The sequence below is a fragment of the Microbacterium sp. HD4P20 genome (genome assembly GCF_019449275.2).
Lineage (GTDB): Bacteria > Actinomycetota > Actinomycetes > Actinomycetales > Microbacteriaceae > Microbacterium.
The window spans coordinates 493,572-515,763 of the sequence record NZ_JAHZQZ020000012.1 but is presented as its reverse complement, the minus strand read 5'-3'; the positions used below and the strand labels follow the sequence as shown (position 1 = coordinate 515,763).

Annotated in this window: 20 protein-coding genes; 6 read left to right on the top strand and 14 right to left on the bottom strand. The window is 68.0% G+C overall.

All coding sequences use genetic code 11. From position 1 onward, the window contains the following. Positions 1-2: 2 nt before the first annotated feature. Positions 3-728, bottom strand: coding sequence for a phosphatase PAP2 family protein (locus tag K0817_RS07410; protein WP_219980722.1), 726 nt, complete (start codon positions 726-728; stop codon positions 3-5). Between the two features lie 206 nt (positions 729-934). Here K0817_RS07410 and K0817_RS07405 point away from each other — a divergent pair, with 206 nt between their 5' ends. Beyond that, positions 935-1,435: a nitroreductase family deazaflavin-dependent oxidoreductase gene (locus K0817_RS07405; RefSeq protein ID WP_219980721.1), complete on the top strand. Its 501-nt coding sequence runs from the start codon at positions 935-937 to the stop codon at positions 1,433-1,435. Position 1,436: 1 nt separating this feature from the next. Here the strand turns inward: K0817_RS07405 and K0817_RS07400 are convergent, their stop codons facing one another. Beyond that, positions 1,437-2,789 carry a multidrug effflux MFS transporter gene (locus K0817_RS07400; RefSeq protein WP_219980720.1) on the bottom strand — a complete coding sequence of 451 codons (1,353 nt, stop codon included), beginning with the start codon at positions 2,787-2,789 and terminating at the stop codon, positions 1,437-1,439. Positions 2,790-2,986: 197 nt separating this feature from the next. Between K0817_RS07400 and K0817_RS07395 the strand changes: the two genes are divergently transcribed. From K0817_RS07395 to K0817_RS07385, 3 genes are read left to right on the top strand one after another with little or no spacing between them, the layout of a single operon-like run. Beyond that, positions 2,987-3,691, top strand: coding sequence for a DUF3105 domain-containing protein (locus K0817_RS07395; protein ID WP_219980719.1), 705 nt, complete (start codon positions 2,987-2,989; stop codon positions 3,689-3,691). Positions 3,692-3,701: 10 nt separating this feature from the next. Further along, a complete protein-coding gene (locus K0817_RS07390) occupies positions 3,702-4,379 on the top strand; it encodes a DUF305 domain-containing protein (protein WP_219980718.1) in 678 nt (225 codons plus the stop codon). A gap of 35 nt (positions 4,380-4,414) precedes the next feature. After that, positions 4,415-4,819: a hypothetical protein gene (locus K0817_RS07385; protein WP_219980717.1), complete on the top strand. Its 405-nt coding sequence runs from the start codon at positions 4,415-4,417 to the stop codon at positions 4,817-4,819. On the opposite strand, the gene K0817_RS07380 is transcribed toward K0817_RS07385, so the two are convergent. The 4 genes from K0817_RS07380 to K0817_RS07365 all read right to left on the bottom strand — a co-directional run bounded on the left by K0817_RS07380 (position 4,820) and on the right by K0817_RS07365 (position 10,701). Beyond that, complete coding sequence (locus K0817_RS07380) at positions 4,820-7,252, bottom strand: HAD-IC family P-type ATPase (protein WP_219980716.1); 2,433 nt, start codon at positions 7,250-7,252, stop codon at positions 4,820-4,822. Positions 7,253-7,297: 45 nt separating this feature from the next. Next, positions 7,298-8,278, bottom strand: coding sequence for a carbohydrate ABC transporter permease (locus K0817_RS07375; protein WP_219980715.1), 981 nt, complete (start codon positions 8,276-8,278; stop codon positions 7,298-7,300). Continuing rightward, positions 8,275-9,243, bottom strand: coding sequence for a carbohydrate ABC transporter permease (locus tag K0817_RS07370; RefSeq protein ID WP_219980714.1), 969 nt, complete (start codon positions 9,241-9,243; stop codon positions 8,275-8,277). The genes K0817_RS07375 and K0817_RS07370 overlap by 4 nt, the downstream gene beginning before the upstream one ends. Before the next feature lie 102 nt (positions 9,244-9,345). Then, a complete protein-coding gene (locus K0817_RS07365; RefSeq protein WP_219980713.1) occupies positions 9,346-10,701 on the bottom strand; it encodes an ABC transporter substrate-binding protein in 1,356 nt (451 codons plus the stop codon). Positions 10,702-10,936: 235 nt separating this feature from the next. On the opposite strand from K0817_RS07365, the gene K0817_RS07360 reads away from it, so the two are divergent. Then, a complete protein-coding gene (locus K0817_RS07360; protein WP_219980712.1) occupies positions 10,937-11,980 on the top strand; it encodes a LacI family DNA-binding transcriptional regulator in 1,044 nt (347 codons plus the stop codon). 4 nt (positions 11,981-11,984) lie between these two features. Here K0817_RS07360 and K0817_RS07355 read toward each other — a convergent pair whose 3' ends face one another. From K0817_RS07355 to K0817_RS07320, 8 genes are all read right to left on the bottom strand, one after another. Beyond that, positions 11,985-13,094 (bottom strand): Gfo/Idh/MocA family protein, encoded by a 1,110-nt coding sequence (locus K0817_RS07355; protein WP_219980711.1) that lies wholly within the window; start codon positions 13,092-13,094, stop codon positions 11,985-11,987. Beyond that, complete coding sequence (locus K0817_RS07350) at positions 13,091-14,947, bottom strand: DUF6807 family protein (RefSeq protein WP_219980710.1); 1,857 nt, start codon at positions 14,945-14,947, stop codon at positions 13,091-13,093. Before K0817_RS07350 ends, K0817_RS07355 begins: the two co-directional genes overlap by 4 nt. Before the next feature lie 165 nt (positions 14,948-15,112). Continuing rightward, entirely contained in the window at positions 15,113-16,450 is a 1,338-nt protein-coding gene (locus tag K0817_RS07345; RefSeq protein ID WP_219980709.1) for an ABC transporter substrate-binding protein, read from the bottom strand. A 95-nt stretch (positions 16,451-16,545) separates the two neighbouring features. Further along, positions 16,546-17,469 carry a carbohydrate ABC transporter permease gene (locus tag K0817_RS07340; RefSeq protein WP_219980708.1) on the bottom strand — a complete coding sequence of 308 codons (924 nt, stop codon included), beginning with the start codon at positions 17,467-17,469 and terminating at the stop codon, positions 16,546-16,548. Beyond that, complete coding sequence (locus K0817_RS07335) at positions 17,456-18,382, bottom strand: carbohydrate ABC transporter permease (protein WP_219980707.1); 927 nt, start codon at positions 18,380-18,382, stop codon at positions 17,456-17,458. The genes K0817_RS07340 and K0817_RS07335 overlap by 14 nt, the downstream gene beginning before the upstream one ends. 300 nt (positions 18,383-18,682) lie before the next feature. Then, positions 18,683-19,072 (bottom strand): 50S ribosomal protein L7/L12, encoded by a 390-nt coding sequence (gene rplL, locus K0817_RS07330; RefSeq protein WP_168911381.1) that lies wholly within the window; start codon positions 19,070-19,072, stop codon positions 18,683-18,685. A gap of 44 nt (positions 19,073-19,116) precedes the next feature. Beyond that, positions 19,117-19,632, bottom strand: a complete 516-nt coding sequence (gene rplJ / locus K0817_RS07325; RefSeq protein WP_219980706.1) for a 50S ribosomal protein L10 — start codon at positions 19,630-19,632, stop codon at positions 19,117-19,119. 378 nt (positions 19,633-20,010) lie between these two features. Further along, a complete protein-coding gene (locus K0817_RS07320) occupies positions 20,011-20,997 on the bottom strand; it encodes a hypothetical protein (protein WP_219980705.1) in 987 nt (328 codons plus the stop codon). Positions 20,998-21,384: 387 nt separating this feature from the next. Here K0817_RS07320 and K0817_RS07315 point away from each other — a divergent pair, with 387 nt between their 5' ends. Then, complete coding sequence (locus K0817_RS07315; protein WP_219980704.1) at positions 21,385-22,047, top strand: YqaJ viral recombinase family protein; 663 nt, start codon at positions 21,385-21,387, stop codon at positions 22,045-22,047. The last annotated feature ends 145 nt before the right edge of the window (positions 22,048-22,192 follow it).

Here is a 22,192-nt window from a genome sequence, read left to right as displayed (position 1 = left end):
GCTCAGCCTAGCCACGGGCCTTTCGCCGGGGCATCCGTTCTCTCCCGCGCCATCGGCACGGCGAAGGCGGCCGCCACCAGCAGCGCCGCGCCCGCGCCGATCAGGGCTCCCCCAACGGTGTCACTGAGCCAGTGGGCGTGCAGATACGTACGACTGAATGCCATCAGCACCACCCACGCCGCTCCGACTACGGCGACCCAGATCCGCGGGAAGATCACCACCGCCGCGGCCGCGAGCGTTGCGGCGTTGGCGACGTGGCCCGAGGGATACGACCCGTAGTCCGACACGACCAGGATCTCTTCGGGGCGCACCCGGCCGAACAGTTGCTTGAGAACCTGCACACCGCCGGCAGACACCGCCTCGGCGGCGAGGAAGTAGGCCGCCGCCCACGGCCTTCGCAACAGGACGAGCCCGATCGCGCCACCGATCGGCACCACGAGCACACCGAACCAGCCGGCGCCCACCCAGTTCATGACGCGAGAGAAGCCCAGGAGCACCGGGTTGAACCACGCCGTCACCTGCGCGTTCCACGACACGTCGATGCCGAACGGCTGATCGCCACGCGTGAAGACCCACCAACCGAGCAGGCACGCGAGCGCGGTCAGCACGCCCCCGACCGCCAGGAACGCCGTGACGCTCCCCACGCCCCCTCCACGCGGTGCCGGCGCGCCGCCCGGAGGCTCGGGGCGCGTGGGCCCGGCCCCACCCCGGTGCTGGCCTTCGCTCATCGCCCCATTCTGCCTGTCCCGTCCCGCTCCCCGCCCGACCCGGATGCGAAAACACCAGTCCGTCACGGCGACACGCCGTGACCGAGCCCGCCCCACCGGCGCGCCGCGTCACTGCCCCGTGCTTTCGCACCACCGCCGACCGGGATGGGGCCTGGCTTTCGCGCCACCGCTGACCGGGATGGGCCCTGTCTGTGATGATGAGTGCCATGACCCGAGTCGTCGATGTGGTGCGCGCGACCATCGCTCCGCTCACGCGCACCCGCCTGTTCCGCCGCGTGCTCGGACCCGCGCTGCTCCCCCCGCTCGAGCGATTCGTCACGTGGGTCTCGCGGGGACGCGTGCAGGTGAGCGCGCTGCTGGTGCCCTCGCTCGTGCTCCACACCGTCGGCGCCCGGTCGGGTGAGCCGCGAGACGCTCCGCTCATGTACACGCCCGACGGGAAGGGCCGCGCGATCGTGGCGGGCACGAACTTCGCCGGCGCCCGCCACCCCGCGTGGACGTCGAACCTCATCGCGCATCCGGATGCCGCGATCACCGTGCGCGGACGCCGCATGGCCGTGCGGGCGAGCCTTGTACCCGACGACGAACGCGACGCGGTGTGGGCGCGCATCGAGCTGCAGTGGCCGGGCTACCGCAACTACGAGCGGTCGTCGGGGCGGCAGGTGCGCCTGTTCCGGCTGCAGCCGGTGCGGGACCCGCAGCGCTGAGTCAGGGAGTGAGCCGCTCGACCGTGCGCGGCCGCACCACGAGCCACAGCGAGAGCACACCGACGACAGCGCAACCGACCATCACCGTGGCCATCGTGGTGGCCGTGATGCCGGCGTCCTTCGCGATCCAGCCCACGAGCGGCGAGATGATGCCAGCCACGCCGAAGTTCGTCGCGCCGACGACCGATTGCGCGGTGCCGGCCGCCTTTCCGTGCCTGTCGAGCGCGAGCACCTGCACGCACGGGAACGAGAATCCGCACGCCGTCATGAAGACGAACAGCGGCACGACCGTTCCCCACAGGCCGAGGCCCAGCTGGTCGGCGAGGATGATGACGGATGCCGCGACCAGCAGCACCGCGGTCGACCATGCGAGCACCCATTGCGGCCCGAACCGCGCCGCGAGGCGCGCCGCCGCCTGGACGCCGAGCACAACACCCAGCGAATTGACCGCGAACAGCATGCCGTACTGCTGCGGGTCGAAGGCGTAGGTCACCTGGAACAGGAACGGCGAGGCCGAGAGGTACGAGAACAATCCAGAGAAGGTCATCCCGCCGATGATCAGCACGCCGATGAAGACACGGTCGCTGAAGACGCTGCGATAGCGCTGCCAGATGGTGGTCGCGCCCCTCTCGTGCCGCCGTGCCTTCGGCAGCGTTTCGGGCAGGAAGACGATCGCCGAGACGAGCATCACCGCCCCGTAGATCGCGAGGACGACGAAGATCCCACGCCATGACACCACGAGCAGCAGCGCCGAGCCCACCAGCGGCGCCAGCACGGGAGCGACGCCCGAGACCAGGGCGAGCCGCGAGAGCATCACGACGAGCCGGCGCCCGCCGAACAGGTCGCGCACGATCGCCGCAGCGACGACGCCGCCCGCCGCCGCCCCGGCGCCCATGAAGACGCGGGCGACCGAGAGCAGTTCGAGAGACGGCGCGAGGGCCGCCGCGACGCTCGCGATGACGTGGAGCGCGGTCACCACGAGAAGCGGCAGGCGCCGGCCGACCTTGTCGCTGAGCGGACCCACGATGAGCTGGCCGAGCGCGAAACCGATCATCGTCCCGGTCAGGGTCAGCTGGATCGCCGCGGCCGTGGTCTGGAAGTCCTCCTCCAGCGTGGGGAACGCGGGCAGATAGAGGTCGATCGTGAAGGGGCCGAGAGCCGTGAGCGCTCCGAGCAGGATGATGTAGAGCACGCGGCGACGCGTCGAGATGGAGTCGCCGGGGTGCAGCACGATCGGCGCCGTGGCCGGATTGCTGCCGAGGGTGCGGATCGCGCCGGTCGAGGTGGGGTGGGGTTCGCGGACCGGTGCGCGGTCGTCGTGGCGCTGGACGGGAACGGAGGCAGTGTCGAGCAACGTATGTCGTTTCGAGAGAGGCGGAGTCGAATCGATCGGCGGAGTCGAATCGATTCGAGGTTCGATGCTATCGCACTGTCGGTCGCCTCCCAGTCGCCATCGCATGCGCTCGCATAGGATGAGGGCAGTCCGCCGCCTGCCCGCGGACGGCCATGCCGGGCGCTCGAGCCCTTCGCCGATGTGGAGATCACGCACACATGACCCCCGCCGACAAGCGCAACAGCGGCAACCCCGCGACCCAGGCTCAGATCAACCTGACGGTCAAGCAGCAACGCGAGCAGAAGCGCCAGGAGAAGCTGGCCGAGTACCAGAAGCAGCTCGCCAAGCGCCGCCGCAGCAAGCTGGTGTGGTGGATCGTCGGCTCGACGGCAGCCATCGTCATCGTCGGCCTCATCGTCGCATCGATCGTGTTCGCGCCGGCACCTGCGCCGACATACGAGCGCGGCAACGGCGACGGCGCAGCCATCGAAGGAATCGAGACGTTCTCGAACACCGCCAACCACGTCGAGGGTGACGTCGAGTATGAGCAGACCCCGCCCGCCGGCGGCGACCACAATGTCGCGTGGCTGAACTGCGGCGTCTACACCGAGCCGGTTCCGAATGTGAATGCCGTGCACTCGCTGGAGCACGGGGCCGTCTGGGTCACGTACGACCCGGCGCAGGTGACCGAGGCAGACATCACGGCGCTCGAGGATCAGCTTCCCAACACGTACACCGTCCTCTCGCCGTACGAGGACATGGACAGGCCGATCGCCATCAGCGCATGGAACGCGCAGCTGAAGCTCGACTCGGCGGACGATCCCCGCATCGAAGAGTTCCTCACCGCCTACTGGCGATCCACGAGCGCCCCCGAGCCCAACGCCGCGTGCACGGGCGGCTTCAACGCCCCCGGCAAGAAGTGACGCCAGATCGGTGACCGACGACGAGAGTCCCACGGTCGCGCGGCCATGGTGGGTCATCGCGCTCGTGCTTCTCGCGGTCGCGGCAGTCGCTTTCGCCGTGGGGCGGTTCTCCACCTTCGGGACGCAGGCGACGACGACGACCCCAGGAACCACCTCGGCTGAAGCCGGGTTCTCGCGCGACATGCAAGTGCACCACGCGCAGGCCATCGAGATGGCGATGGAGATCTATCGCAAGACCGACGACGAAGAACTGCGCATCCTGGCGTATGACATCGCCACGGGCCAGTCCGGTCAACGCGGCGAGATGTACGACTGGCTGGTGCAGTGGGGGCTCTCGCAGTCCGGCGCCGACTCGATGATGGCGTGGATGTCGGACTCCGATGCGGGCCACGCGCATGGCGTCCCCGCCGGAGAGCCGATGACCGATGAAGAGGCGCACGAAGCGATGGGCATGGCGTCGGACGACGAGCTGGACGCGCTCGAAGACGCGACCGGCCGGGAGGCGGACTGCCTGTTCCTCTCGCTCATGATCCGCCACCACGAGGGCGCCATCCCCATGGCCGAGGCACTTCTCGAACTGGGCACCGATCCTCGCGCACTCGAAGTGGCGGCGAGCATCGAGGCCGGTCAGACCGCCGAAATCGACGCCATGCGATCCATCCAGAGCCGCCTGGGCTGCACGGGCTGACGAACCGGCCGGCACGCTCCCGATACAGTGAGGCCGTGACCGACGCGCCGCGCACCCGACGCCCTGCCGTCGTGACCGTTGCAGTCGTGCTCATCTACATCGCCGCGATCGCCGACGTCGCACTCGGCATCTTCGTCCTCCTCAGCAGATACCAGGCCACGGGATCGGACGTCCTCGTGGTGTCGCTGCTGGGTGCGGGCATCATCCTGTTCGGCCTGCTGCTGATCGCGATCGCGTCGGGTGTGGCGCGCGGGAGCCGCCTGTCGCGCGGACTGGCGACAGTGTTCCTCACTGTTCTGATCGTGCTGCGTGTGGTCACGATCATCTCGACCGACACGTGGGACGTCAGCGCGATCGTGCAGAGTGTGCTCGCGGCGTTCGCCCTCGTCGTACTGTGGACGCCGCCGGGCGCGCGTCACTTCGCCCGTCGGATCTCCTGATCAGACGCCGGCCGCGGCGAGAGCGCGTGCGACATAGCGGCGGTGGATGAAGCGAACGAGCTCGATCGCCGCGATCGTCAGCACCGTGACCAGGGCGACGAGGTACGCGGCCTCCTCCCCGGGGTCGACCAGCTGGAAGAACTCCGTCAGCAGCGGCACGGTGAACACACCCACGAGTGCGACGAACATCGCGCCGATCACCAGCGCCTTGAGCCGCGTGATCGGGCGCGAGAGCACGGCCAGCACCCATATCCCGACGATGGCGAGGATGATCGTGGAGCCGGTGCGCAACCCCGGCTCGTCCACGCCGAGCTGCTTGGCGCCGAGCGTATAGAGCGTGAGCGCGACGGCGATGATGACCCCGGCGGGAATCGCGAACGCCAGAGACCGCTTCAGGAAGCCCGGGACGTACCGCTGCTTGTTGGGCAGAAGAGCGAGGAAGAACGCCGGGATGCCGATCGTCAGGCCGTCCGTGATCGACAACTGTCGCGGCAGGAAGGGAAACTCCAGCAGCAGCGCGCCGAACAGCAGTGCCAACCCGGTGGCGTAGGCGGTCTTGGTGAGGAACAGCATCGAAACCCGTTCGATGTTGGCGATGACCTGACGCCCCTCGGCCACGACATCGGGAAGGTGCGAGAACTGCCCGTCCAACAACACCAGCCTCGCAACGGCCTTCGTGGCAGCCGCGCCCGAGTTCATCGCGATGCCGATGTCGGCTGTCTTGATGGCCAGAGCGTCGTTGACGCCGTCGCCCGTCATCGCGACCACATGACCGCGCGCCTGCAGGGCCACCACCATACGCTTCTTCTGCTCGGGGGTCACCCGGCCGAACACCGTGTGCTGCTCGAGCACTTCGCCCAGCTCCACGTCGTCCTCGGGGAGCTTTCGCGCGTCATACCCGTCGGTCACATCCAGGCCGACCTCGCGCGCGATGGCCGCGACAGTACGGGGGTTGTCACCCGAGATGACGCGGATGCCGACGCCTTGCTCGCCGAAGTAGGCCAGGGTTCTGGCGGCATCCGGTCGCACCTGCTCGCGGAAGGTCACGACGGCGACCGCGGTCACACCGTCCGGCAGCCGCTCCTCTTCGACGTCGGCGTCGCTCAGCGCCGCGTCGGAATGAGCGACCACCAGCGTCCGGCGCCCGCTCGACGCCAGGCCGGTCACCACTTGACCGAGCTCGGTCGCGGGATCGACGGCGTCGTCGCCGAACACCATCTCGGGTGCGCCCAGAACCCACGTCCCCGGCTGCGCCGTGCCGAAGGAGACGGCGCTCCACTTGCGCGCAGAGGAGAACGGGATGTACGCCTCTGGCCGCAGAACGGTGACGACCGGGAACGGCTCGCGCAGGCAGCGCGCGGTCGCGTTCGCGTCCGGCGCCGATCCGTACCACGCGAGGACGGCGTCGGCACCGGGCCCCGCCGGACCCATCTCGTGCAGCGCGTCGAAGACGATCTCGCCCGCGGTCAGCGTGCCGGTCTTGTCGAGGCAGATCACGTCGACACGCGCCAATCCCTCGACCGCCGGAAGCTCGTTGACCAGCACCTGCTTGCCCGCGAGCTTCGCGGCGCCCACGGCGAACGCGATCGACGACATCAGCACGAGGCCGAGCGGGATCATCGCGGTGAGCGAGGCGATGGTGTTCACGACGGCCTGCACCCAGCCGCCGTCGTTCCACGCCTGCACCCAGCCGCCTGCCACGACCATCTGCGCATTCAGCACGAGCAGTCCGACGGGAGCGATGATCCAGCTCATGAACTTCAGCACACGATTGACCGAGCCGCGCACCTCGGACGCCACCAGCGAGAATCGCTTCGCCTCGCCGGCGAACTTGTTCGCGTATGAGTCCGCTCCTACCCGGGTGACACGTGCCGAGCCCTCCCCCGATACGACGATCGAGCCCGAGAGCGCATCGTCGCCGGGCCGCTTGTCGATCGCGTCGGACTCGCCCGTCAGCATCGACTCGTCGATCTGCAGCGCCCGCGTGTCGACGACGACGGCGTCGGCCGGCACTTGATCGCCGGCGCGCAGGACGAGGATGTCGTCCAGCACGATCTCCGCGGGCGCGAGCTCGATCTCCTCGCCCTCCCGCCGCAGCCGCGCCCGCGGCGCGTTCAGCAGGGCGAGGCGATCCAGAGCGGCCTTCGCGCGGAACTCCTGCACGCAGCCGATGACCGAGTTGGCGAACGCGGCGAGGCCGAACAGCGCGTCCTGCCACCGTCCGAGCACGAAGAGCACGAAGAAGCACGCGAAGATGATGCCGTTGAAGAGCGTGAACACGTTCGCGCGAACGATGTTCCACACGCTGCGGCTGGTGTCCGCGGTGAAGGCGTTGGTGCGGCCGGCCGCGACCCGCTCCGCCACCTCGGCAGCGGTCAGGCCGACCGCCGGATCGGCAGCGACCGTCACGACCGGTGCGGAAGCGGCATCCATTCGCTCAGGCTACTGCGGCGACGCCGGATCGTCGGATGACGAAGCTCATCCCTTCGTACTGCCGGCGAGCAGGCCTCGCACGAAGTAGCGCTGGAGCGAGAAGAACACGATCAGCGGCACGATCAGCGACACGAACGCGCCCGCCGTCAGGCGTTGCCAGTCCTGCCCACGAGAGCCGACCATCTCGGCCAATCGCTGGGTGAGTGGTGCCACGTCTTGCGTGCCGCCGGAGAAGATGAGCGCGACGAGCAGATCGTTCCATACCCACAGGAACTGGAAGATCGCGACCGACGCGATCGCCGGCGTCGCGAGCGGGAGGATGATCCGCAGGAAGATCTGGGTATGGCTGGCCCCGTCAACGCGGGCGGCCTCGATGACATCGCCGGGAATCTCGGAGATGAAGTTGTGCAGCAGGAAGATCGTCAGCGGCAGCGCGAAAATGGTGTGCGCGATCCACAGCGGCAGATAGTTCTGCACCGGGATGACGGGGATGACTTCATGAATCCATTCCTGCCCCGGTCGGAGCCAGATCGCGAACGTCTGCAGCAGCGGCACGAGAGCCATCTGAATCGGCACGATCTGCAGCGCGAAGATGAAGACGAACAGCCACCCCGAGCCGCGGAACCGGATCCACGCGAAGGCGTAGGCGGCCATCGACGCGAAGACGAGCGGGAAGATCGTCGCGGGGATGGCGATCGCGAGCGAATTGACGAAGTAGGCGCCCAGCTGCGGCGACGACTGCGACGGCGAGAACAGCACGTCGCGGTAGTTGTCGAGCGTGAAGCCGGGGTTCTGGAAGATCGTCCACCAGCCGGTGGTCTGGATCAGCTCCGCCGGCCGGAACGACGAGATCAGCAGACCGAACGTCGGGATCGTCCACAGCACCGCGATGATCAGCGCGGCGACCGTGGCCGTCCGAGACGTCAGGCGCTTCTTCGCCCGCCCGCCCTTGGTTCCGGCGATCGCTTCCTGGTAGGTGTCTTGATCCTTGTCGACGGGAAGGTCGACGGGAGCCACGCTGCTCATCGGATCTCCCTCTGCTTGCGGAGCACATTGACGTTGTAGATGACGATCGGCAGCACGAGGATGAACAGGATCACCGCGAGCGCCGATCCTCTGCCGATCTCGCTGGCGCGGAAGGCCTGCACGTACATCTCGTTGGCCACGACGCTGGTGTTGAAGTTTCCGCCGGTCATGGTGCGGACGATGTCGAAGACCTTCAGAGTCGCAATCGAGATCGTGGTCAGCACGACGACCAGCGACCCACGGATGCCGGGAACCGTGACGTTTCGGAACCGCTGCCAGGGATTCGTGCCGTCGAGCATGGCCGCCTCGATCTGCTCGGTCGGGATCCCCTTGATGGCGGCGCTGAGCACCACCATCGCGAATCCGGTCTGGATCCAGATCATCACGACGATGAGCAGGACGGTGTTGATGGGATCGGTCTGCATCCACTGCACCGGGTCGCCGCCGAAGGCCACCACCAGCGCGTTGAGCAGGCCGATCTGGTCACGCTCACCGGAGCGGTACTCGTAGACGAAGCGCCAGATGATGCCGGCGCCCACGAAGGAGATGGCCATCGGCATGAACACCAGCGCCTTGTAGTAGCGCTCACCCCGGGACTTGTCGATCCAGACGGCATACGCCAGGCCCAGCGCGGTGGAGAAGGTGGGAACCAGCAGCACCCACACGACGGTGTTGATCAGCGTGCGGATCGCCGCGGGCTGGGTGAACATCCACGCGAAGTTCTCCCAGCTGAAGTTGCCGGCGTTGTCGAGGAACGCCAGGCCCGTCGTCCGTATCGCCGGCCACACCAGTCCGATGGCGAGCAGCACGAGGGCGGGCAGCAGGAACCAGGTCAGCTGCCAGTAGTCGCGCCCCTTCTTGGGGGAGCGACCCATCAGCAGGATCAGCACCCCCACGATCGCGGCGAAGACCACGAGGCCCATCACCACTTGGAGGATCTTCCCGACGAGATCACCGGTTGTCATCGCTCGCCCCTTCTTCCTCGTCTTCGAGAACTCACGCCGCGGCGCGGCACAGGAGACCGGTCCTGGGGCGGGCGCTGCCCGCCCCAGGAGGTGAGACCTCGGCTAGCTGGCGGGCCAGCTGCTCTCGATCTGGTCGACGACCGTCTGCGTCTGCTGCCCGCTGACCCACTCGACGATGCCCTGCCAGAACGACGCGGCACCCACGGCGCCGGGCATGAGGTCCGATCCGTCGAAACGGAACGTCGTCTCGGGATCTTGCAGGATCTCGATCGACTGGACGAGCAGCTCGCTCGACGCATTCTCGGGGTCCACGCCTGTGTTGGCGCTGATGACGCCGCCCAGGCTCACCCGGTTGTTGGCCCAGGTGTCGCTCGACAGGTAGGCGCGCACCGCCTCGACCTCTTCGGCGTCGCGGAACGCGACGGGGAACTCGCCGCCGCCGGTGACCGAGAGCGGGTCGTCGGCGTTGACCGGCGGAAGCAGGAAGCCGAAGATGTCCCCGTTGGAGGCCACCGTCACCTCGTCGCCGCCCTCGGGGTTCCAGAACGTTTCGTAGAACGACGCCTGGTGGTGCAGCGAGCACTCTCCGTCGAGGATCGGCAGACCAGCGGTCTGGAAAGCCTCGCTGATCTGGGTCGACACGTCGCCGATTCCGCCGTTGACCATCTCTTCGTTCTTGAGATACTCACCGACCGCGTCGAACGCCTCGACGACCCTCGGGTCGTTGAAGGGGATCTCGTGCGTGACCCATTGGTCGTAAACCTCAGGACCATGCAGGCGGAGCATGTAGTCCTCGATCCAGTCCGTGCCGGGCCAGCCGGTCGCCTCACCGGACTCGAGGCCGACGCACCATGGCTTGTGGTCGCCGGCTGCGGCGATCTCCTCGGAGAGGGCCATCAGCTCGTCGAGCGTGGCGGGAATGTCCCAGCCGTTCTCCTCGAACTCTGTCGGCGAGTACCAGACGTACCCCTTGATGCTCGCCATCAGCGGAGCCGCGTAGAAGGTTCCGTCGTACGTTCCGTAGGTCTTCCAGTCTTCCGACCAGAACTCGTCGACGTTCGCCTCGACCGCCTCGGACGCCGGAATGAGCCAGCCACCATCGGCGAGCCGCGCCAGAAGACCGGGCTGCGGCACGATGCCGATGTCGGGGGCGTTGCCGCCCTCTGCGAGGACCGCGATCTGCGCCTCGAACTCGCTCGAGCCCTGGTAGTCGATCTCGATCCCGGTGCACTGGGCGAAGTCGCTCCAGGACTCCACCAGGCGATCGGCCTCGAGATCGAGGATCGTCCCGCCGATCGTGACGGAGGCGTCTTCGAAGGTGCCGTACTGCTCGTAGTCCGCGCAGTCGACGTCCTCGCCGCCCTCCTCCATGTCGCCGGTGCAGCCGGCAAGCGCCAGGGTCGCGATGCCCATCCCTGCCACGGCCGTCAGAATGCGACCGCGTCTGCGAATCTTCATGCGTCCTCCTCATCGAGTTCGCGGAGCGTCCGTCCGGCCTCCGCGCGTTCCTTCGGGAACCGATTCCATACTCACGGTAGGGGATGGGCGAGAGCGACACAATCTTCTTGGATCACAACTCGGTAAACAGCGGATTCGGGGTAGCGACGCACCGAACCGCACGGCACAATGGGCGCTGGAACCGGTTCCATTCATCCGAGCGACGGTGGCGTCCGCGGTATGCGAGGAGGACCCGATGGCGGGGATCGCCGACGTGGCGCGCCTGGCGGGCGTGTCCAAGTCGACGGCATCCCGCGCCCTGACCGGCGCCGGGTACGTCTCGCAGGCGACACGTGCGCGGGTTCAGGATGCCGCTGCCTCGCTGGGCTACGTCCCCACCACGAGCGCCGTGAGCCTGGTGACGGGTCGCACGCAGACCGTCGGGGTCGTGATGCCCTCGCTCGACCGGTGGTTCTTCGCGCAGGTGCTCGAGGGCATCCAGGACGCACTGGTGGAGCGGCAGTACGACCTCGCCCTGTACGGGGCTCCGCCGGAGTCCGCCGCGCGGCGGCAGATGTTCGAGCACTTCCTCGCCCGCAAGCGATTCGACGGGCTGATCGCGGTGGGCATAGAGCCCAACGCGCGAGAGCTCGAGCGCCTGGTCGCCTTCGGCAAGCCCGTCGTGAGCGTCGGCGGCTACGACGCCGGCACCAACGCGGTCTCCATCGACGACGAGGCGGCCGGACGCATCGCGACCGATCACCTCATCGGGCTCGGCCACCGCGCTATCACGTTCCTCGGTGGCGACCCCGATGGGCGGCGCACCAGCTTCGGCGATGGGCGCCGCCGCGACGGCTACCTCGCGGCGATGCGCGAGGCCGGACTCGAGGCATCCGCCCGCCACGTCCAGTCCGAAGTGACGCTGCCGGGCGGCTACGGCGCGGCCGTCGATCTGCTCGGCGATCGCCGCACCCGTCCCACCGCGATCGTGGCGGTCTGCGACGAGGTCGCCGTGGGGACGATCATCGCCGCTCGCCGGCTCGGCATACGCGTGCCCGAGCGCCTGAGCGTCGTCGGAATCGACGACCACGCCTACGCCGAGATGTTCTCACTCACCACGCTGCAGCAGCGTCCCCATCAGCAGGGCCGCGCCGCCGTGCAGCTGCTGATGTGGCAGCTGGACGATCCGGGAGCGCCGACGCATCGCATGTACGAGGCATCGCCCCTCGTGGTGCGCAACTCCACCGCGTCGGTGGACGACGCGGCCTCGGCGATCGTCGGCGTGGGCCACCGGCCCTGAAGGGTCAGAGCACGCCGAGGTCGCGGAAGGTCCGGCCCTCCCATGCCACGCGCTCCGCGGCATCCTCGATGCCGTTCACGGTGCGGAAGGTCTCGTCGCCGGTCGTGGCGATACTGACCATTCCGGGATCGATCCTCGCGGCGGCGGGCCCGGCGACGATCGTTTCGAGGACGCGGGTGAAGGCGCCGGTGCGCGACAGCGGCGCCAAGAGCGGCGTCCCCGCGCGGATATGCGAGACGAGATCGGCGAGCAGGCCGGTGCGCGGGAATTCGTACGTCCGCGGCAGCGGCGCACCATCGCGGAACACGTGCAGGGTGTCGGCGGTGTAGTGGTAGACGAGGTGCCCGCGGGTGCCCCGCACCAGGACATAGGGCTCGTGGCGCCGGGGGGCCGTCACCGCCAGCCCTGCGGCCACGCGCAGTCCGCCCCGCAGCTCGATCACGACCGAGGATGTGTCGTCGGTCTCGATGTCGTTCGCACGGCGCAGGTCGGCGTCGATGGCGATGACCTCTTCGGGCGCGTGCGCGCCGGCGATCGCGAGCGCTGTCGCCACGGCATGCGCCAGCGGATTCGTGACCACGCCGTCCGCGACGAGCCGGCCATCCTTCACCCGATGGCCCGCCCACGCCGCCCGGCGCCAGTACTGCTCCGACCGCGACCACAGTCCGACCGCGCCGAAGTGGATGATTTCGCCGATGGCGCCGGATGACGCGGCCTCGGCCGTCGCCGGCACACCGGCGCTCCCCAGCGACTGGAACCCCACCTGGACGGCGCGGGACGCGGCATCCGCTGCCCTCGAGAGTCTCACGTGGTCGGCGACCGACGGCACCGGCGGCTTCTCGAGGAGGACGTGGGCGCCGACGGCGAGAGCCTGCAGCGCCAGCTCGGTGTGGGTCGGGATGGGCGTGCTCAGCACGGCGATGTCGAGCGCCGCCTCGTCGATCATCTGCGCGGCATCGCCGAACACACGCGTGCCGGCTGGGACGTCGCCGCCGCCCCGGGGGTCGGCGACGGCGACGAGCTCCACGTCGGCGGGCATCGCGAGAACGGCGTCGACGTGACTGCGTCCGTGGCCGTGCACGCCGGCGACGCCGACCCGCAGGCGTTCGCTCACAGTCCCGCCTCGGCGCGCAGGTCTGCAAGCACCGCCTCCACGGCGGCGGCATCGGCGAGCTCATCGTCGAGGACGAACGCGGTCAGCTCGAGGGCGAGCTCACCGCCCTCGGGGATCGTGCGCGGCGTTTCCCACGCGATGGATGGGCCCGCGCCGAGATACTCCGCGAACCGCACGAACCAAGGCAGCTGCTCCTCCCCCTGCACCAGCACCGTGGTGGTGCCTCTATCGGGGAACGCGAACGCCAGCCACGGAGTGGCGGCACCGTGCACGTCGCGCTCGGTGTCGCCTGCCGGGCTGAAGACGCGTGCGATCTCGGGCGCGAAGCGCCAGAAGATGCCGCCATAGCCGGCGCCCTCGCGACCGTTCGTGGCCGGCGAACCGAAGCTGATGGCATCCAGGGTGGCCTTGAGCCGGCTGCGCCACCGCAGCGCCCAGCCGTTGGCGAGCTCGGCGGAACGCAGCTCGCGCACCTCCACCAGCTGCGTCGTTCCGTGCTCGTCGACCCAGCTGAGGCGCTCGTCGAGCGAATGCCCCTCGATGTGGAGTCGGTCCCGGCGCTGCCTACCGTGGTTGGGCACCATGATCGAGCCTTCGCCGCGCACGTAGGTGCGCCCGCCCCAGTACGACGTGCCGTTGACGTCGGGGATCGCCAGGCTCACGCCGAGGTGATGGGGATGGTCCGTCGGCTCGGTCACCGACAACGGCGTGCCCGCGCGCGAGACGACGCTGTCGAGGAACGGTCGCGGCGACAGCACCGAGTCGACGGTGGCGCCCTCCTCGTACTGTGCCACGACGGTCGACCCGAGCCGCAGCACCGGACGGGCAGGACCCACCCATCCGCTGGCGTGCGAGGCCGGCCCCGAGCTGCGGCGCGGAATCAAGACGGGACGGTAGAACAGCGGGTGGTCTGCACTCTCGCCTTCGAGGGCCTGACGCATGCGGTTCCAGGCCTGCCGTCCGATCTCGATCCGCGGGACCGACATGGTCGTCAAGGGCGGGGCGGCGAATCGCGACTGCGGGATGTCGTCGATCCCGACGATCGACAGCTGATCGGGCACTTCAACACCGACCTCGCGCAGCCGCGACAGCAGCCCGAGGGCCACCAGATCGTTGAAGGCGATCGCCGCGGTCGCGCCGGTCTCCAGCACCGCATCGGCGGCGTCGTAGCCTGCCTCCATGCTCGACCCCGCCGAAATGGTGAGGAACTCCAGATCGGGATGCTCGCGGGCGAGCTCGCCCAGTCCCTGGGCTCGCTGCTCGTTGGCGTAGCTCAGGGCCGGCCCGGCGACGTATGCGATGCGGCGGTGGCCGAAGCCGCGCAGGTGGGCGCCGAGCTCCTTGACAGCCGAGACGTAGTCGACGGAGAGCTGCGCCGCGGGGCTGTCGTCGACACGGCGGTTGACGACCACGACCGGGGTGGTCCTCTGGATGAGGTCGCGCAGCTCGGCATCCGGCATGCGGGGCGACACCAGCACGAGCGCATCGCACTTGCTGCGGGCCTCGCTCGCGATCTCGGCCTCGACGCCGACGGCTTCGGCGCTGTCGGCGACGAGCACGCGATAGCCATCGCGCGCCGCCGCCACCGTGAGCCCCTTGAGCACGCCCTGGAAAAGCGGGTTCTCGAGGTCGGGCACCAGGAGTGCGATGGTGTGGCTGCTGCCGCGGACGAGGCTGCGGGCCGCCTCGCTCGGCGAGTAGTTCAGCGCGGCGATGGCCCGAGTGACCTTCGCGACGATCGCGGGGTCGACGGTGGCGACACCGTTCAGCACGCGCGACACCGAAGCCTGCGAGACACCGGCGTACTGCGCGACCTGCGCCATCGTGATCGGGCGCGACGTGACCTCGGTCAACGGGACCTCCTCCCCTGTTCCATCATGGGCGTGACTGAGCACACTCGGGCCCAAGGGCCGCGATGTGACCGCCCGGGACCGGACCCCTCATCACTTCGGCCCGGCCCCGCGCGGTATGAGGACGACGGGTCGCGCGGCGAGCGGCGCGCGCGACCCCGTCGTCGGCTAGATGGCGGCGTCGTCGAGTGCTTGCTGCAGCTCGGCGATGAAGCTCGCCGCCGCGTCCTCGGGAGTCACCTCGCCGAACAGCACGCGCTGGGTGTGCTGGTCGATGATCGTCTCGATCGCCCCGCCGCCCGGCGGGGTGGCCGGCGGCGCGTCGCCGACGCGCGGTGCGATCATGTCGAGGAAGTCCACGACTTCCTGGTTCACTTCGTCCAGCTTGGGCGTGATGTACGCGCGGATCGCTTCGTTGGCCGGAACGCCGCGCTCGGCCAGCAGCAGATCGGCGGCTTCTTCGCTGTTCGACAGGAAGTCGAGGAACAGCGCCACCTCGGCCGGGTGCTCGGTCTTGGCCGAGGCCGACCAGAACATCGAGGGCTTGTAGTACGCCGCCGCACTTTCGCCCTCGTCGGGGGTCGGCACCATCAGCGGGACGAGGTTCTGGCCGCTGGCGTCGCGGAGCGCCGCCACCTGGTTGGACCACCACGGCCCGAACGCGGACTGGTTCGTCGCGGTGAACGACTCGGCAAGGCCCGCCGACTCGCGCTCGATCGTCGCGGCAGGCTCGGGTGTGCCACCGGCTTCGGTCACGTCGAGCAGGAACTGCCACCATTCGGCGAGCACCTCCTCGCTCGCAGTGACCTCGGGTGAGCCGTCCTCGGCGTAGAGCGACTCTCCGTGCTGACGCAGCCAGTTGTTCAGGCCGCCGTCTTCGAAGCCCCACGACTGCGATCCCACCACGGCGCCGCCGCTCGCGGCGGTGATCTCCTCGGCGAGCGCGGCGAAGTCCTCCCACGACCAGATCTCGTCATCAGGTGCCTCGATGCCGAGGCTCTCGAGAATGTCGAGGTTCGCCATATAGGTATAGGTGTTGATGCCGACGGGGATGCCGTACTGCGTACCGTCCAGGGCTCCCGTGCCGAGCACCGCCTCGGGGAAGTCGTCAGTGGGGAGAGCTTCACCCAGCGTGCCGAGGTCGAGCAGGACGCCGTTGGCCGCGTACGTCGACAACTGCTTCTCGTCCATCTGGATGATGTCCGGCGCATCGCCGGCGGCCACCGTGGTGGCCAGCTTGTCCCAGTACCCCGCCCAGTCCGTGTACTGCGGTTCGATGGTGATGTTCTCGTGCTCGGCCTCGAAGGCCTCGATGAGTTCTTCGGTGATCCCATGGCGGACGTCGTTGCCCCACCAGGTGAAGCTGAGCGTGACGGGCTCGTCGGACAGCGTCGGGCCGGTGGCGGGCGTCTCCGTCACGCCCGCGCAGGCCGTCAGGGTCAGCATCGTCGCTGCGCCGACGGAGGTCAGCAGCAACCAGCGCGGTGCGGTTGTGGTGCTTCGCATGTCTTGCATCCTTTCGACCGAAGTCGGTGTGTGGGTGTTGGTGCCTGTGATGAGGGTGGGCCGGGCGGCCCGCGAAACGGTGCGTGACGCGTGCGTCACTTGATCCCGGTCGTCGCGATCCCCTTGATGAGGAACTTCTGGCCGAACAGGAAGATGAGGAAGATCGGGATGAGCGAGACGACGCTCATCGCGAACATCTGGGCGTAGTTGGTGCTGCTCTGGGCGTCTTCGAACGACCGGAGCGCGAGCGGAACGGTGTAGAGCTCGGGCTTCGTGAGGAAGATGAGCTGGGAGAAGAAGTCGTTCCACGTCCAGATGAAGGTGAAGATCGCGGTCGTCGCAAGCGCCGGGATCATCAGCGGCAGGATGATCTGCAGGAAGATGCGCGGATGGCCCGCGCCGTCGATGCGCGCCGCTTCGTCGAGCTCCTTGGGGATGCCGCGGATGAACTGCACCATCAGGAAGATGAAGAACGCATCCGTTGCCAGCAGCTTCGGCACGATGAGCGGAAGGAACGTATTCACCCAGCCCAGCTGAGAGAAGAGCACGTACTGCGGCACGATGATCACGTGGATGGGGAGCATGATGCTCAGCAGCATCACCGCGAACCAGAACCGCTTGCCGCTGAAGTGCAGGCGGGCGAACGCGTACGCGGCCATCGAGCACGACACGAGGTTCCCCACGATGCACCCGATCACGATCACCGCAGAGTTCCACATGTAGACGTTGAACGGGTATGCCAGGGCGTTCCAGCCGTCGACGTAGTTCGATACCTCGAAGCTGTCGGGGATGATCGTCGGATCCCGGAAGATCTCGTCGTTCGGTCGCAGCGAGCTGACGACCATCCAGATCACCGGATAGAGCATCAGCAGCGCGAGTGCGATGAGGAGCGTGTGGCGCACGACGCTCGTCACGGGCTGGCGAAAGGGGTTGCGCCGCGGCGAACGCGGCGGGCGGCCCGTGACGATGGTCTCGGTCGCGAGCGGAGACGCGGTGGCGGCGTCGTCAATCTTGGTCATCGTAGAAAACCCAAAACCTCGAGGTCCAGAACATCAGGACGGTCAGAATGCCGATGATGATCAGCAGCAGCCACGCCATCGCCGAGGCGTAGCCCATGTTGTAGTTCGTGAAGCCCTGCTGATACAGGTACAAGGTGTAGAAGAGGGTCGAGTCGACCGGGCCGCCCGTGCCGCCCGACACGATGTACGCCTGCGTGAAGGACTGGAACGTGCCGATCAGCTGCAGCACGGCGTTGAAGAAGATGATCGGCGTCAGCAGCGGGATGGTGATCCGGAACAGCTGCTGCCGCCGGCTCGCTCCGTCGACGTCGGCGGCCTCGTAGTACATCGTGGGGATCTGGCGCAGTCCCGCCAGGAAGATCACCATCGGCGACCCGAACGTCCAGACGTTGAGGATCATCAGTGTGCCGAGGGCGGTGTCGGGGCTCGAGATCCAACCCTGGCCATCGATGCCGAACACCGCCAGAACCTGGTTCACGAGGCCGTCCACCCCGAAGATCTGGCGCCACAGGATCGCGATCGCGACGCTCGCCCCCAGGAGCGAGGGGAGATAGAACGCGGAGCGGTAGAAGGCCAGGGCCCGCAGCCCGCGGTCGAGCACGAGGGCGAGGAAGAGCGCCGCCGCCAACTGCAGGGGCAGCGAGACGAACACGTAGGTGAAGGTCACCTGGAGCGCGTTGTGCAGGCGCTCGTCGGTCCACATCCGGGCGAAGTTGTCGAACCCGATCCAGCTGGGCGGACTCAGCAGGTTGTACCTCGTGAACGACAGTCCGAGCGAGGCGACCATGGGGCCGATCGTGATCAGCACCAGTCCGACGAACCACGGTGCGAGGAAGAGGTAGGCCGCCTTGTTCTGCTTCTTGCCGTCGGACTTCGCCGCCTTCAGCTTTCCGAGTTCGCCGACGGCGCTCATCCGCGGCTCCTGGGGCGGCCACGGAGTGGGATCCGTGGGTTCGGGCGGTGCGTCATCGTCACCGTATCCCTTCGTCATCGTCATCGATGGGTGAGAATGCGCATTCTGGAATGCGCTTTCTCAGTATGATCACACGGGATGCCAAAGCGCAAGTACTGGCGGAAAATCAACGCAGCGTCGGTACGAGATCGTGAGAAAGGGATTTCGCATTCGGGCGCCGTTCGGCCCGGTGTCAGGAGCCCGGACATGACGAAGGCCCCGGATGCACAGCATCCGGGGCCTTCGTGGAAAAGGGCGAGATTACTTGAGGGTAACCGTCGCGCCGGCCTCTTCGAGAGCGGCCTTCGCCTTGTCGGCGGTCTCCTTGTTGGCGCCCTCGAGGACGGCCTTGGGAGCACCGTCGACGACGGCCTTCGCCTCACCCAGGCCGAGCGAGGTGAGCTCGCGGACGACCTTGATGACCTGGATCTTCTTGTCGCCGGCGGCCTCGAGGACGACGTCGAACGAGTCCTTCTCCTCGACCTCTTCGGCGGGCGCGCCACCGGCCGGTGCGCCAGCGGCGGCAACGGCGACGGGAGCGGCAGCGGTGACCTCGAAGGTCTCCTCGAACGCCTTGACGAACTCCGACAGCTCGATGAGCGTGAGCTCCTTGAACGCGTCGAGCAGCTCTGCGGTGCTGAGCTTAGCCATGATGTTTCTCCTTGATTTGGGGTTTGCTATACCGGGGCCCGATGTCAGGCCGCGGACTCCTGCTTCTCACGCAGCGCGTCGACCGTGCGAACGGCCTTCGACAGCGGAGCGTTGAACAGATAGGCGGCGCCGAACAGCGAGGCCTTCATCGCACCGGCGAGCTTCGCCAGCAGGACTTCACGGCTCTCGAGGTCGGCGAGCTTGTTGACCTCGTCTGCGGTCAGGGGGTTGCCGTCGAAGACGCCGCCCTTGATCACGAGAAGAGGGTGTGCCTTGGCGAAGGCACGCAGACCCTTCGCGACGGCGACCGGGTCACCGTGCACGAACGCGATGGCCGAGGGACCCTTGAGGTCCTCGTCCAGCGTCGAGATCCCCGCGTTGTTCGCGGCGATCTTGGTCAGCGTGTTCTTCACCACGGCGTACTCCGCGTCCTGACGAATGCTGTTGCGCAGCTCTTTGAGCTGGGCAACCGTCAGACCGCGGTACTCGGTCAGCAGAACGGCGGTCGAGTCCTCGAAGTTCTTCGTGAGCTCGGCGACCGATGCTTCCTTCTGCGCCATGGCCACTCCTTGTGTGTACGAGACGCTCCACGATGGCGGGGCGTCGGCCTCAGCATCCGGTCATCGATCGGTTCACGACAAAGAAAAAGCTCCGGCGCAAGCGCACGGAGCAATGAAGTTCGTACACCTGCGCGGGCCCCTGCAATGCAGAGCTTCGATCTTCGTACGCTTGCGCGCACGTCGATGACCGGCGGTCTTCGGCTTCCCCCAGGGTACGGGATGCCGCACCTTCGGCCAAATCGCGGTGCACCCCCACCCCCTCCCCGTCGAAACAGTGCTGTCTCGCCGAGACCGCACGTCATTGGTGCATGTGATGTACGGTCTCGACGAGCACGCACGTCCTCGACGAGAGCGGGGGCCGCATGTGCTCGCACGAGCTCAGCCCGGGATGCGGATCCCGAAGGCCGCGAGCCTGGCGGCGAGCGCCTCCGGCGTCGCGACGTGCTTGTCGTCGGCGCGAACGAATCGATGCTGGGTCGTGCCTCGAATCCAGTCTTCGCGCCGCTTCTCTTCGAGGATGACGTCATCGAGGCTGCGCCCGGATCGCAGTGCCTCGTCCTTGTACTTGCTCGCCCCGTCGACCTCCAGGAAGGTTTTCGCGTCCTCGATCTCGATGTCGATCCACCACCGTTTGCCGTCAGGCCCCCGGACGACCACCTGCAACCCGATCCGCTGGAAGCCGAGCCGGATCAGCTGGGCTCTGCCGACGCTCTCCGCCGGAGATTCGGCTCGGCCGTCGGCGATGCCGATCACCTCGACGGCCTGTCGAACTCCGCGGGCACCGACAGCCCGTGCCGCGCGCGCAAGCATGCGGTCACGCCACTGCTGTGCGGCATCCACGTCGTAGATCCCGTTCACGAAGGCGAAACGCCGCAGCGCGGCATCGGCCGCCGCGACAGCAGCCTCGAAGCTCACGGTACGTGCGAGGTCGAATGCCGTGCGCTCCAATGTGGTGACGCGGTAGCCGTCGACAGTCGTGACGTCCTCGTTCGGCAATGAGTCGGTGTGGCGACGGAGTCCGAGGCGGCTGGGCACATGCCTGCCGCCAGGGATCGTGACGTGGACCTCGGAGGGCACGTGGCGGTACAGCGGGAGCGCCCACACTGCGGCGCCGGAGTCATGCGACGCCACCGCGTCGCCGTCACGCATCTCGCCGAAGGCGGCGACGACCTCGAGCAGGTGACGCGATTCGGGCCAGAGGTCATTCCACTCCGCGCCGAGAACGTATCTGTTGCGCTGCAGGCGTCGAAGCGTGGAGTCGGTCAGCGCTCGCGCGATCTGCCGATCCTTCCACCGGCTTCGCTGGAGCGACTCCCGCGTCAGCACGACTCGCTCCGCCTGGTCGATGGTGATGTGATGCGGCACTCCTGCACGCTGGCACGACGCCACTCGGCTGACGCGCCGCGTACCCGCGGATGTGAACGATTCGCGCGTTCGGCCACCCCATGCCCGCCTGTGGAGGAGTAGCCGCACCGACTCTCAGCATCCGTCTCACCCTCTCCCTCTCCCTCTCCCTCTCCCTCTCCGCTCCCTCTCCCTCTCCCCCACTCCCACCGTCGAGAACGTACGGTCTCGTCGAGGACGCAGGATGCTGACGCGTGAAGCATGCGGTCTCGGCGAGAGTATGCGTACTCGACGAGGTGGGGGTGGGGCGGGCGTAATTGACGGGGGCGGGGGCGGGGTGGGGGCGGGGTGCCGAGAGGCGGGCATGTCGGGCACGCGACGTCGCGGGTCGGGCGTACGCTCGAATCCGTGACACCCGAACTCGCCGCCCGCATCGTCGCGGACTCCCGCGACCGGGTCGCGTGGGTGCGTGCGAGGTCGCGTGGCATCACGGCGACGGATGTCGCGGCCCTCACCTCGGAGCGGGCCATCGCGCGTGCTGCCGACGCCAAGCTGATGGGGTCGGGGTTCTCAGGCAACGCCTACACCGCCCACGGACGTGCGCGAGAGCCCGAGATCGCCGGATGGGTGGCGGCGACCCACGGCATCCAGCCTTCGTCCGTCCTGTTCCATGCCGTCGTCGAGAAGCGCCACCTCGCCACCCCGGACGGCATCGCCGTCGACACGTCGGGGCGCGTGATCCTCGCCGAGATCAAGACGACCAACAAGTCGTGGCGCAGCATCCCGCGCTCCTATCTGCGACAGGTCTGGTGGCAGCAGCACGTACTGGGGGCCGAGCGGACGCTCGTCGCGTGGGAGCAGCACGACGGCTTCGTCCCCGTCGGCGACGAGCCGCGCTGCGCGTGGGTCGATCGCGACGAAGCCGAGATCGACAAGCTCGTGCGCCTGGCCACGGCGCTCATCGACGAGCTCTACATGCGAACGACGCGATCTCGACGGACGGACGAGCGGATGCCGCAACCGCCGTCGTCACCGCGCCAGCCGTTCCGAGCGCTGGCGCTGGCTGACTGAGCCGCGTTCTGCAACCGCAGACAGGAGCGCTCCTGAGTCGTGCGCCAGTCGAGCATGCGCACAAGCGACTCGAGGTCGCATTCGAGGCTGGTTTGCACGGCGTCGCCGAGTTCGGCGGCCCGAGGCCTCGTCGCTAGTTGACAGA

Coding starts and splice junctions, on each gene's coding strand:
- rplJ (WP_219980706.1), bottom strand. CDS start 19,632: ATGGCGCAGAAGGAAGCATCGGTCGCCGAGCTCACGAAGAACTTCGAG.
- K0817_RS07360 (WP_219980712.1), top strand. CDS start 10,937: ATGGCGGGGATCGCCGACGTGGCGCGCCTGGCGGGCGTGTCCAAGTCG.
- rplL (WP_168911381.1), bottom strand. CDS start 19,072: ATGGCTAAGCTCAGCACCGCAGAGCTGCTCGACGCGTTCAAGGAGCTC.
- K0817_RS07335 (WP_219980707.1), bottom strand. CDS start 18,382: ATGAGCGCCGTCGGCGAACTCGGAAAGCTGAAGGCGGCGAAGTCCGAC.
- K0817_RS07340 (WP_219980708.1), bottom strand. CDS start 17,469: ATGACCAAGATTGACGACGCCGCCACCGCGTCTCCGCTCGCGACCGAG.
- K0817_RS07380 (WP_219980716.1), bottom strand. CDS start 7,252: ATGGATGCCGCTTCCGCACCGGTCGTGACGGTCGCTGCCGATCCGGCG.
- K0817_RS07410 (WP_219980722.1), bottom strand. CDS start 728: ATGAGCGAAGGCCAGCACCGGGGTGGGGCCGGGCCCACGCGCCCCGAG.
- K0817_RS07375 (WP_219980715.1), bottom strand. CDS start 8,278: ATGAGCAGCGTGGCTCCCGTCGACCTTCCCGTCGACAAGGATCAAGAC.
- K0817_RS07405 (WP_219980721.1), top strand. CDS start 935: ATGACCCGAGTCGTCGATGTGGTGCGCGCGACCATCGCTCCGCTCACG.
- K0817_RS07370 (WP_219980714.1), bottom strand. CDS start 9,243: ATGACAACCGGTGATCTCGTCGGGAAGATCCTCCAAGTGGTGATGGGC.
- K0817_RS07395 (WP_219980719.1), top strand. CDS start 2,987: ATGACCCCCGCCGACAAGCGCAACAGCGGCAACCCCGCGACCCAGGCT.
- K0817_RS07365 (WP_219980713.1), bottom strand. CDS start 10,701: ATGAAGATTCGCAGACGCGGTCGCATTCTGACGGCCGTGGCAGGGATG.
- K0817_RS07345 (WP_219980709.1), bottom strand. CDS start 16,450: ATGCGAAGCACCACAACCGCACCGCGCTGGTTGCTGCTGACCTCCGTC.